At 44.5% G+C, this 12,197-nt stretch carries 10 protein-coding genes; 7 read left to right on the plus strand and 3 right to left on the minus strand.

Annotated elements, in window-relative coordinates; genetic code table 11:
- Positions 1-52 precede the first annotated feature (52 nt).
- Positions 53-358 carry a hypothetical protein gene (locus JMX75_RS06050; RefSeq protein WP_133105358.1) on the plus strand — a complete coding sequence of 102 codons (306 nt, stop codon included), beginning with the start codon at positions 53-55 and terminating at the stop codon, positions 356-358.
- A gap of 146 nt (positions 359-504) precedes the next feature.
- Here JMX75_RS06050 and JMX75_RS06055 read toward each other — a convergent pair whose 3' ends face one another.
- Entirely contained in the window at positions 505-990 is a 486-nt protein-coding gene (locus JMX75_RS06055) for a YkvA family protein (protein ID WP_201531502.1), read from the minus strand.
- 315 nt (positions 991-1,305) lie between these two features.
- Between JMX75_RS06055 and JMX75_RS06060 the strand changes: the two genes are divergently transcribed.
- A complete protein-coding gene (locus tag JMX75_RS06060) occupies positions 1,306-2,520 on the plus strand; it encodes an LD-carboxypeptidase (protein WP_201531504.1) in 1,215 nt (404 codons plus the stop codon).
- A gap of 130 nt (positions 2,521-2,650) precedes the next feature.
- Here the strand turns inward: JMX75_RS06060 and JMX75_RS06065 are convergent, their stop codons facing one another.
- Positions 2,651-3,661: a GlxA family transcriptional regulator gene (locus JMX75_RS06065; RefSeq protein ID WP_201531506.1), complete on the minus strand. Its 1,011-nt coding sequence runs from the start codon at positions 3,659-3,661 to the stop codon at positions 2,651-2,653.
- Between the two features lie 199 nt (positions 3,662-3,860).
- On the opposite strand from JMX75_RS06065, the gene JMX75_RS06070 reads away from it, so the two are divergent.
- From JMX75_RS06070 to JMX75_RS06090, 5 genes are all read left to right on the plus strand, one after another.
- Positions 3,861-5,666 (plus strand): acyl-CoA dehydrogenase, encoded by a 1,806-nt coding sequence (locus tag JMX75_RS06070; protein ID WP_201531508.1) that lies wholly within the window; start codon positions 3,861-3,863, stop codon positions 5,664-5,666.
- A gap of 56 nt (positions 5,667-5,722) precedes the next feature.
- Positions 5,723-6,730, plus strand: a complete 1,008-nt coding sequence (locus JMX75_RS06075) for an NADP-dependent oxidoreductase (RefSeq protein ID WP_201531510.1) — start codon at positions 5,723-5,725, stop codon at positions 6,728-6,730.
- A 3-nt stretch (positions 6,731-6,733) separates the two neighbouring features.
- Complete coding sequence (locus JMX75_RS06080) at positions 6,734-7,528, plus strand: SDR family NAD(P)-dependent oxidoreductase (RefSeq protein ID WP_020443141.1); 795 nt, start codon at positions 6,734-6,736, stop codon at positions 7,526-7,528.
- A 181-nt stretch (positions 7,529-7,709) separates the two neighbouring features.
- Complete coding sequence (locus JMX75_RS06085; RefSeq protein ID WP_201531512.1) at positions 7,710-8,471, plus strand: SDR family oxidoreductase; 762 nt, start codon at positions 7,710-7,712, stop codon at positions 8,469-8,471.
- Positions 8,472-8,629: 158 nt separating this feature from the next.
- Entirely contained in the window at positions 8,630-9,463 is an 834-nt protein-coding gene (locus tag JMX75_RS06090) for an HpcH/HpaI aldolase/citrate lyase family protein (protein ID WP_201531514.1), read from the plus strand.
- Between the two features lie 30 nt (positions 9,464-9,493).
- On the opposite strand, the gene uvrA is transcribed toward JMX75_RS06090, so the two are convergent.
- Positions 9,494-12,055 carry an excinuclease ABC subunit UvrA gene (gene uvrA, locus JMX75_RS06095; protein ID WP_201531516.1) on the minus strand — a complete coding sequence of 854 codons (2,562 nt, stop codon included), beginning with the start codon at positions 12,053-12,055 and terminating at the stop codon, positions 9,494-9,496.
- Positions 12,056-12,197: the final 142 nt, after the last annotated feature.

Below are 12,197 nucleotides of genomic sequence, written 5' to 3' on the forward strand. Positions count from 1 at the left end.
TTTTATCAATACAATTTTGTTATAAACCGTCGTATCATTAGAGTCAGGTAATATGAATTTTTTTAGTTATGTGGTGTTGGGTGGATTTTCTTATGCGGCTGGTTGGGCGATAAGAACCTATGTATTAAACAAAAAACCTGAACCTGAGCAGCCTTACAATCTTAAGCATCCAGTTATCTTGGCATATTTGGGCGGGTTCTTTATTGTTATGCTGATTGTCTCATGGCTCATCGGTCGCTACGTGCTTGGACATACCACTATTGATTTGCCGTTCATCGTTATAAACAGCCTCGTTGCGACCTTTGTCTATTCGTTCGGTCTCAATCCAGAAAAAGCCCGTTATGATGTGCCGGATTAATGGTTTATTAGATAGGTAAACTCCATAAAGATATGGTTGCTCTCATATAAAGACACGGTCAATGTGTACCTCATTGACCGTGTCTTTATAACAAATGCTATATTAAGTTATGCTAGGTATATCACTTAATATAGATGACTAAATAGCTATGACGACTTTTTAGTATCTACCTTATCGTCTTCCGCTTTAGACTCTTCGTCTTTATCTGCTTTTTCCGTACTTTTATCTTTGAGCTTTTTATTAGTAGGCTTTGAGTCTTTATCTTTAGATGCGCTTTGTTTATCCTTCCAAGTTTTGTATTTCAATAAATCCTTTTCCATGAGCTTAAGACAGAATTTTAGTACCAAGGCATCATCGATTTGACCGATAAAGGGGATAAAGTCTGGAATAAGATCAATAGGGTTTATAACATAGAGCAGACCAACCACTGCCGCTGAAATAGTTTTATAAGGGATATTACGATAGTTACCTTGGTAGTAGTCTTTTACCAAGCTCATGAGCAATAGTAAATCCTTGGCATAACGTTCAAGACCGCGACCATTTTCAAGTTGGTCTTTTATTTTGTCTTCTTTACCCAAGATGAGTCTAATACTATCCATTAGGCTTTTATTCTCTTTCTCTTTGTCAGCCATGCTTATGATCCTTTTGTATTAGTAAATATTTATGGTTTATTGCGATTAATCGTTCTTTACTATAACAAGAGTAGCGATTTCATCCAAATAAGACGATGGGTGATTCTGTATTGTTTTGTTGACTAGCATAACAATGGGTTGAGCTACCCTAGACAATCTTAAACCAAATTGCCGTCTCAACTTCCGTTATAATGCAATGTTTCAAAGATAAAGGCTTAGCGCATGTTAAATGAAATCGCGTGCATTTAAAGCATCAATGCTAAATAAGTATCCTTGTTAAACAAGCATTAACTGAATAGTACAAAAGGTAAAATAATGACCAAGAAATTTTCTGAGCTGAATCGTCGCCAGTTTTTACGTCAAGTGGGAATCAGTGCTGGGGCAGGACTATTGGCAACTCAAAGCATCACTCAGGCGCTTGCTGCCAATACTATTCAGCAAGATAAAAGCACGCAGCTTACCAAAGATGATCTGCCATCAGGACAAGCACAACAAGCAGCGCCCGAAACATTGCAGGCGCAAACGAGTTGTATCACGCCAAATATTGAGACGCGGCTTTTTGCCAGCTCTAATGTCGGTGGTAGTGACGAGCGTAATGAATTGGCGTTAGATCGCATGGCTTGTGCGGGTTTTAAAGTGGATAATCCTGCGATTACTAAGCGCCAGTATTTGCGCTTTGCGGGTACGGATTCGCAGCGCGCGAGTGATTTGCAAAACATCGCTACGGGTGCGATCGCAGCACCGAAACTGCTACTTGGGGTACGCGGTGGCTATGGTGCTGTGCGTTTATTGCCGATGGTGGATTGGTCGACGCTGGGACGTATTATGAAGGAGCGCGGCACGATACTCGCAGGCTTTAGTGATGTGACCGCTATTCAATGCGCATTGCTGGCAAAGGGTGATATGAGTTCGCTTGCGGCACCGATGCTTTATAGTGAGTTTGGCAAAACCAAACCCGACCAAGTCAGCTGTCGACAATTTGTGGAAGCATTAACCAATCTAAATCTGGCTATCAATATACCAGACGCCTCTTTAACCAGTCCGAATTTACCGAGTATTCTGTCAAGTTCTGAGCCAAAAACGATAACGGGCGCTATGTGGGGTGGCAATTTGAGTGTCGTATCGGCGCTGGCAGGCAGTGAGTATTTGCCACGAATTGCTGGCGGTATCGTATTTTTAGAAGATGTCGGCGAGCAAGCCTATCGTATTGAGCGCATGCTATATGATTTGTATTTAGCAGGCGTATTTAAAGATCAGCAAGCCATCGTGTTTGGCGCGTTATCGGGTAGCGGTGAGGACAGCTATGACAAGCGTTACGATGTTGCCACCGTGATTCGTCAATTGCATCAGCTGACAGGATTGCCGATTTATAGCGGCATGCGCTTTGGTCATATTGGGCAAAAACACAGTTTTCCACTGGGGGCGACGTGCCAGCTTAGCGCCAATACAGTCGGTGGCTATCAATTGGTATTTAGTGATTATCCCACTATTAAGTCGGATGCCATTCATGTCGAAGGCTTATGGCAATAAAATTTAGCTCTACAAAAATTTTTGCCGTGATAAATTTTCTTTGCTTGCTATGTGACTTCGTCACTCCAGAAGCTGCAGAAAGCTTATCACGGCAGCAATGTATTACTTTCAAAAAACATCTACTATGAAGTTAGATTGCTAAGCGCGAAAACTTATCCTGATACTCTTTTGGTGTCAGCTCAGTAGCGCGTTTAAAAAGCCTAGTAAATGAGGAAATATCATCGTAGCCAACTTGCTCAGCGAGTGATTTTATCGTCACATCTCCCAATTCTAACAAACGCTTTGCCTGCTCAATTCTGACTGCTTGAATATACTCAATAGGCCGCATCGCCACGCAGGATTGAAAGCGTCTGTTTAAGGTACGCGGCGTGATATTTACCATGGCTGCCAAGCCGCTAACTTGAATAGGCTGTTTGAAGTTTTCCTCGATAAACTCTTGTACTTGCTTAACCAGCTGATCTGAATGTGGCTTATGCAATGTCACATTGGTATAGCTGTTTTGATTGCCTCTTTTACTATCAATAATCTGGGTTTTTGCCACTTGGGTAGAAATCTCACGCCCGCAATATCGCTCAATTAATAGCAATCCCAAGTCATAAAAGGCGCTACCACCTGCCGCACAAAATATATTGCCCGATTGATTCTTTGATTGAGTGACAAATTGATTCTCTTGCAAATCAACCAATGGAAAATCTGCCTTAAACTTACTGGCATAGCCCCAATGGGTGGTCGCTACTTTGCCATCGAGCAAGCCTGCTTTTGCCAAAAAGAAAGCCCCGCTACAATTACTAGCGATATCCGCTTTGGTATTCGCCAGTCGCTTGATGTGTGGAATTAAATCGCTATTTTGGCTCAATACTTTATCGATTGAATCGCCAATGGTTGGAATTAATAGTAAGTCGCACTCTGTGACTTCCTGAATATCGCAATGCGCTCGCATAATCAAACGATTGCTACATCTGATATCCGCGCCACCTAAGCTTGCAATCTGCACACTAAATCTAGGCTCTACTTCTTCATCCAAAAATCGTTGCCAGCTGACGCCAGTAAATGAAAATAAATCTAGCGCCCCAGCAAGCACACTGCCGAGTACGCCATCGAAGCCAACGATAATCACTTTAAACGGTTTGAAGTAGGGCAAAATTTGGCTTCCTTTAAGTGTATGCAAATTTATGGCTGATATTCACCAGCTGCACGATACGTAATTTGAAATTCACTCACTATAGGTTAGATGATATGTCTTATTTGACCATAATTATGTCATAAATGACAATACGGCAAGGCGGTAAATTAGATTAATATCAATGAATCACCAAATTTAATGAGTTAACGAGAATACTATGGCAGCAGATACGCTTATCAATGACTTTGAGTTACCGTTCCAACTATATGATGTATTGGGCACTGAACATTTAACCGAGCATCCGAAGTTTGCAGAACACAGCCGCGAAACCTTTGATGCGGTAATCGACACCGCCAATAAAATCGCGACCAATTTATTCTTGCCCCATAACCATGTGGCAGATAAAAACGAGCCACAGTTCGATGGCAAAAAAGTCAGCATGATAAGTGACGTAAAAGTGGCCTTTGATGCGTTTCGTGAGTCGGGCTTCATCGCTGGTCGTTATAGCTTTGACGATGGTGGCATGCAATTACCCGAAACCGTGATGACCGCAGTGGCAGGCTATTTTATGGCTGCTAATCCTTCAACGACGGCTTATCCATTTTTGACCACGGCGGCGATTAATGTCATTTCACATTTCGCCAGTGATGAGATTAAAAATGCCTTTATGCCGCGTATGCTAACGGGTGAATTTACAGGCACAATGGCGTTAACTGAGCCACATGCTGGCTCATCGCTTGCCGATATCAAAACTACCGCCGTTAAACAAGACGACGGCAGCTATCGCGTCAAAGGCAGCAAGATTTATATCTCAGCAGGCGATCACGAATTGTCTGACAATATCGTGCATTTGGTCTTAGCCAAAGTGCCGGGTGGTCCTGGTGGCGTCAAAGGTATCTCTTTATTTGCCGTGCCGAAGTATCGTCTGAATGATGATGCATCGGTTGGCGAGCGCAATGACGTGCATTTAACGGGTCTCATTCATAAGCTGGGTTATAGAGGCGCGACTTCTACCGCATTAAGCTTTGGCGATGCAGGCGAGTGCTATGGCTATCTTATCGGCGAAGAGCATTTTGGTCTGCGTTATATGTTCAAAATGATGAATGAAGCGCGCATAGCGGTTGGCTTTGGCGCAGCGATGATTGGCTATCGCGGTTATCAGTATTCGCTCGATTATGCCAAAGACAGAACGCAGGGCAGAATCGCACCGAACAATAAACCTGAAGACGCGGCAACGACGATTATTAATCATGGTGATGTCAAACGTATGTTGCTTGCGCAAAAAGCCTACAGCGAGGGCGGCATATCACTCTGTTTATATGGCTCAAACCTGATTGACCGTATCAATACTTGTGAAGATGCAACACTAAAAGCTGAGCTATCAGAACTGCTGGATTTACTCACGCCAGTACTCAAAGCATGGCCATCAGAATATGGTCCAAAGGCCAATGATTTAGGCATTCAAGTATTGGGCGGTGCAGGCTATACGCGTGAGTATCAAGCCGAGCAGTTTTGGCGTGACAATCGTCTCAATCCCATTCATGAAGGCACAAATGGTGTGCAAGCCTTAGATTTGTCATTCCGTAAGTTATGGCAAAACAAGGGTCTCGGAATTCAAATTCTAAAACGTGAAATTACCCAAGACTTAGAAAGCATCACCACGCCCGAGACTGCCAAACTCGCCGGTAAATTGATGCCTTATATGGGTCATCTGCATGAAGTGTTGGTGCATTTAAGCAAGGTTTTACAAACAGAAAAAGCACTTACATTAACGGGTAATGCACAAGCACTAATGAATATCTTTGCCTCAATCGTAGTCAGCTGGATTTGGATTCGCCAAGCCAGTAAAGCTGAGCAATTATTAAATGATACGGCTGACGTTGATAAGCAAAACTTCTATCAAGGTAAAATCCAAGCAGCCAAATACTTTATCGATTGGGAATTGCCGTTAATCAATCGCGATATCGAGCTGTTAAATAACGACAATGCGGTATGTACCAATATGCAAGCAGAATGGTTTTAAATGACTTTGAATCATGTTTGATATTAATAATAAATACAACTTTAAAGGAATAAATAATGACAACAATGAATAAGCAGTGGCGCTTAAAAGAAAGACCTGTTGGCGCACCGAGTTCGCAGACTTGGGATTATACTGAGTCAGAACTACCGACTATCACAGACGGTCAGTTACTGATAAAAATTGAATATATCTCGATGGATCCAGCGATGCGTGGCTGGTTAAACGATGCCAAATCTTATATCGAACCAGTACAGATTGGTGATGTCATGCGCGCGGGTACCGTGGGCGAAGTCATTGAAAGTAAGCATGAGAAGTTTGCCGTCGGCGATTATGTCTGTGGTCATAATGGCGTGCAGTCGTATGCGGTCAGTGATGGTACTGGGTTATACAAAGTCGATCCAAACCTTGCACCCTTATCTTATTACTTAGGCGTGCTCGGTATGCCAGGTATGACGGGCTACTTTGGCTTATTGAAAACAGGTGAGCCAAAAGCTGGCGAGACAGTCGTTGTTTCTGGTGCTGCGGGTGCGGTCGGTGGCTTGGTTGGACAGATTGCCAAACTAAAAGGCTGCCGAGTCGTTGGTATCGCAGGCGGTGCTGAGAAATGTAAATTTTTAGTCGATGAGCTGGGTTTTGATGCTGCGGTAGATTATAAAAATGAGGATGTCAAAAAAGGCTTAAAGCAAGCTTGTCCAAACGGTGTCGATGTCTTCTTTGACAACGTAGGCGGCGATATCTTAAATGACGTCCTCACGCAAATTAATCTGCGCGCGCGTATCGTGATTTGCGGTGCGATTAGCCAATATAACAACACCACAGCGGTAAAAGGGCCGTCAAACTATCTGTCATTATTGGTCAATCGTGCCCGTATGGAAGGCATCGTGGTCTTTGATAATATCAAAGAATATCCAATCGCGATGAAAGAGATTGCTGGCTGGATTCAGTCAGGTGATATGAAAGTAAAAGACCATATCATTGAAGGTATCGAGACTTTCCCAGATACCCTGATGATGCTTTTTAAAGGTGAAAACTTCGGCAAACTGGTACTTAAGGTAGAGGGATAAATCATGACACTGAATACAAATGGAATTGCATCAGACGTAGCCAGTAACGTTTCTGGTAAACGTATTTTAATCACGGGCGGTGCGTCTGGCATCGGTGCGGCAAGTGCGTTATTGTTAGCCAGTCGCGGCGCAAAAGTCGTGATCGGTGATATGGCAGAAGAGATGGGCGCAGCCGTTGCCAAGCAAGGTCAAGATGCGGGCAATAGTATCGTCTTTAAAAAGGTCGATGTGACGAGTGGCGACGAAGTGCGCGCATTATTTACCTTTGCCATGGAAACGTTGGGTGGTCTTGATGTCGTGGTAAATAATGCGGGCATCGACCATCAGCCTGCACCGATGCATGAGCTAAGCGATGAGGACTTTGACCGTAATATTGCCGTTAATCTAAAAGGCGTCTGGCATTGCATGCGTGCGGCTGTTACTTGTATGGCAGCCAATGGTGGCGGTCACGTGATTAATGTGGCATCCATCGCAGGACTTCGTTCTGCACCATTACTGTCAGCATATAGCGCCGCGAAGCATGGCGTGATGGGACTGACCAAGTCTGCTGCTCATGAATATGCCCGCGTCAATATTCGCTTTAACGCGGTATGTCCAAGCTTTATTGACACCCCTATGGTGCAAAACACCATGGCGAAGATGGGCGAGCGCGCGCAAAAAGCAACAATTAATGCCAGCCCGCTACGTCGTTTAGGGACAGTTGATGAAGTATCCGGCGCGATTGCATGGCTCGCGAGCGATGAAAGCAGCTTTATGAATGGTCATGCGTTTACCCTTGATGGTGGCATGTTGGCTTAGCTGACTTAATACAATTTCTTAAAACGATTGGTATGAAATTTCTAAGCTAAGTATTTCAGAGCTGGTAAAAATTTTCTTGCTTGCTGTGTGCGTTGCACTCCAGAGGCTGCAAAAATTTCTTCCAGCTCTGCTATACATTTAAAATGTATAAATAATATATTTAAAAATATAAGGAATCATAATGAAAGATTTATTTGATTTAACAGGCAAGATTGCTTTGGTTACCGGTGCTAGTCGCGGTATTGGCGAATCTATCGCCCGTCTATTGGCATCAAGAGGCGCGCATGTTATCGTCTCTAGTCGTAAAATTGATGCTTGCCAAGCAGTCGCTGATAGCATCGTCGCTGATGGTCATAAAGCTAGCGCCTTTGCTTGTCACGTGGGCGAGATGGCGCAGATTGACGCTATTTTTGAGCATATCAAAAGTGAGTTTGGTCAAATCGATATTTTAGTCAATAATGCCGCTGCCAACCCTTATTATGGTCATATCTTAGATACGGACTTAGCCGCTTTTGATAAAACTGTCGAAGTCAATATTCGTGGTTATTTCTTTATGTCGACAGCTGCTGGTAAGATGATGCGCGAGCAGGGCGGCGGGGTTATCTTAAATACCGCTTCGGTCAATGGCTTAGTCGCAGGTGACAAGCAAGGCATCTATTCAATCACCAAAGCTGCTGTGATTAGCATGACCAAAGCTTTTGCTAAAGAATGTGGCCCATTAAGCATTCGTGTCAATGCGTTATTGCCTGGTCTGACCGATACCAAATTTGCCTCAGCATTGACCACCAATGATAAAGTCTTAAAGATGGCATTACAGGCTATTCCACTCGGACGCGTGGCTAATCCTGACGAGATGGCTGGCACGGTATTGTACCTAGTGTCTGACGCCTCAAGTTATACGACGGGCGCAACGATCGTTGTCGATGGTGGGATGTTGGCTTAGTTAGCCGTTCGCCCTCTAAAAGTAGAGTCATTTCTAAAACCGTATGCTGATAAATGGCATACGGTTTTTTATTTGGTTATAGTAAGTAATAATATTTTAAGTACCATTGTTTGAAATAATAGTGTTTGAAGTAATAGTGTTTAAGGAAGGAGTAAAGCATGCAAGCATCTATTGTTAAAAATTTTTCCAATATCAGAACATGGCTATTCGTTCCAGCCACTCGCATAGATAGAGTGAAAAAAGCCTTTGCCAGTGGGACAGATGCAGTGATTGTGGATTTAGAAGATGCGGTTGCTACAACGGACAAGGTGCAAGCTCGCAAAGATTTACAAGTCTATTATAATAGTCAGGATTATCAGCCGATTTGGGTACGCATCAATAAAGCAGGTAGCGAGGAGTTTTTCAAAGACGTGGTGTTATGTCAGCAAATGCCCAAGCTGGCTGGCGTGTTACTAGCCAAAGCTGAGCAAGCATCAGATATTGAAAACGCTCATAACATGACTGGACTGTCCGTCATTGCATTAATAGAGACAGCGCTTGGTTTATATCAAATCGATAGTATGGCAAAATCTGCTGGACTGCTTGCATTTAGCTATGGATTTTTAGATTTATGCAATGATTTACAGGTGCACGTAGGTACAGCGGCAGCAGATGTTATTGCCAATCAAATTCGTTATCAGCTTTTAATCACATCAAAAGTACATCAATTATTAGCGCCTATTGATACGGTTTATACCGATTTTAACGATGGTAAGGGGCTTGGGCAGCGAGTGCAATTATGGTCACAAATGGGCATGTCCGGAATGCTTTGTATCCATCCAAAGCAAGTAGCAACTGTTAAGCAATCTCTGCAACCGACTGACGCCGATATTGAGTTTGCAAGACGTGTGATAGAAGAATACGAGCGGAGCGGGCAAGCGGTACTTAAAATAGCAGGTCAAATGGTCGACGCGCCCGTGATTGAGCGCTGCCGTCAGTTGCTGAGTTTATAAAAGGTTTTTAATAGAATACGCCCTAGCAAACTAAAACAGCAAAAAAGGCGCGGTACGACTGGCTTTTGATTTCGCAACCTCTGCTGGTGTGCCTTCTGCCACAATAAGACCGCCCTCATCACCAGCGCCCGGCCCAATATCGATAATCCAATCACTGTTACTAGCGACTTGCATGTCATGCTCAACCATAATCACAGTGTTACCAGCGTCAACGAGTCCGTTCAATTGTGCCATTAATAGCGACACATCCGAAGGATGCAGGCCAGTTGTAGGTTCATCAAGGATATAAAGCGTGTCTCCTCGTTGTGTTCGTTGCAGTTCGGTGGCAAGCTTAATACGTTGTGCTTCGCCACCCGAAAGCTCGGTTGCGGGCTGACCAAGGCGTAAGTAGCCAAGCCCGACTTTTAGCAACGCGTCTAATGCTCGTAGGATGGGTGCTTCTTCTACAAAAAAATCATAAGCAGATTCGACAGTGAGATCGAGGATTTCAGCGATATTTTTGCCTCGATAAGTGATCTCAAGGGTTTCATCATTGTAGCGTTGCCCATGACACACTTGGCACGGCGAGTAAACGCTCGGCAGGAATAGCAGTTCAACACTCACAAAACCAACACCTTCGCAATTTGGACAGCGGCCTTTCTTAACGTTAAAGGAGAAGCGACCGGCATCGTAACGTCGTGCCTTGGCTTCTGGCGTTGCGGCAAATAATTTGCGCACATGATCGAACAGTCCGGTATAAGTGGCAAGGTTTGAGCGCGGCGTACGACCGATGGCTTTTTGATCGACGGTCACCAATCGACTCACGTGCCCCATACCACTAGCAATCTTACCGCTGGTCTGAGTTTCTAGCTCTTGCTCTAGTAAATCAGCTTCGCCAGTCGGTGCTTCGATGATTGTCTTCTGCCCTAATTCGCTATAAATGAGATCGACCAGCGCTTGACTGACTAGGCTTGATTTGCCCGAACCTGATACGCCCGTCACCGTTGTCATTACCCCCAATGGAAACGCTACATCTAGCCCTTGTAAGTTGTTGCGTTCGATATTGACCAGCTGTAGCGAGGCTTTTGCTTTTCTTGGGGTATGCTCAACCGCCCCTTCAGTCTCAAAAAGATACTGTCCTGTGCGTGATTGCGCAACTTCCCGCAAGCCTGCTACAGGGCCACTGTAAATAACTTCGCCGCCATGGGTTCCAGCCTTTGGCCCCACATCGACAATCCAATCGGCGTGCCGAATCACGCTGACATCATGCTCAACAATAAATAACGAGTTACCAGCCGCTGTCAGCTCATCTAATGCGCCCAGTAGCGATTGAGTATCGGCAGGATGTAATCCAGCAGACGGCTCGTCAAGCACATAGACCACACCAAACAGTTTAGAGCGAATTTGGGTAGCGAGTCTTATGCGTTGTAGCTCACCCGGAGACAAAGTAGGTGTAGTGCGTTCAAGCGAAAGATACCCTAAGCCTAGCGTGGTCAAAGCCTCAACTCGAGACAGAATGTCACTGGCAATACGTTGAGCAACAATGGCCTTTTCTCGGTTTGGCATGTTGTCAGTCGGTTTAGTCTTGGCAGCATCCTGGAGTTTGAGCGCCATTTCAGTCAAGGTTAATTGCGATAATTCACCAATATCAAGACCCGCGAATTTCACCAATAGCGATTCTTTTTTGAGTTTTTTGCCATGGCATTCTGGACATTCAGAGATTTGCATGAACTGGGAAACGCGCTTTTTGGTACGCGGACTTTGCGTGCTAGCAAAAGAGTGCAAAACGAAATTCTTTGCACTGGTAAATGTCCCTTTATAATTGGGCTTTTCGCCTTTTTTAATAGCGTCGCGTACTTGTTCAATGTTGTACTCTGGATAGACAGGGACTTCTGGGGTGTCGTCGGTAAAGAGAATCCAATCGCGGGTTTTTTGGGGCAGGGTATTCCACGGCTTATCGATATCGTAGCCCAGTGAGGTCAGGATACGGCTTAGGTTTTGCCCTTGCCATGCAGGCGGCCAAGCGGCAATGGCGCGTTCGCGAATGGTTTTGGTATTGTCAGGAACTAGCAATTCTTCTGTTACCTCAAACACGCGGCCAATACCGGAGCAAGTAGGGCAAGCGCCATCTGGCGTATTTGGAGAGAACGCGTCAGCGTAGAGTATGCCTTGACCAGCGGGGTATTCCCCCGCTCGCGAGTACAGCATGCGTAAACCATTTGAAATCGTCGTCACGCTACCGACCGATGAGCGTACAGACGGCGTACCTCGCTGTTGTTGCAGGGCAACGGCGGGCGGTAAGCCTTCTATCGAATCGACGTCAGGCTGATCCACTTGATCGATTAAGCGTCTGGCATAAGGCGATACTGAGTCAAGATAGCGATGTTGTGACTCAGCAAAAAGAGTACCAAATGCTAACGAAGATTTGCCTGAGCCTGATATACCCGTGAATACCACAAGGGCATTACGCGGCAAATCAACATCGACGTTTTTTAGATTGTGAACTCTTGCGCCTCTGACTTGGATGCTGTGAGCTGGGTCGCAAGCGATATTTTTAGTGGCATTGTCATCAACTTTTGCAGTGGGTTTTACTTTTTTATTTTTAGTGGTCATAAAACAGTTATTCCTATCAAATCGTATTTTTAGCTTTATTGTGAAGAAGACGGGTAAAGTTTTGGCTAAGAAACTGCTTGCTAAATAATTAGCTAATTAAACAACGTCTTGGCTCAAGCAACATCTTGGCAATCTAAAACCA

This window comes from Psychrobacter sp. LFX-11D (genome assembly GCF_904846475.1).
GTDB classification, from domain to species: domain Bacteria; phylum Pseudomonadota; class Gammaproteobacteria; order Pseudomonadales; family Moraxellaceae; genus Psychrobacter; species Psychrobacter cryohalolentis.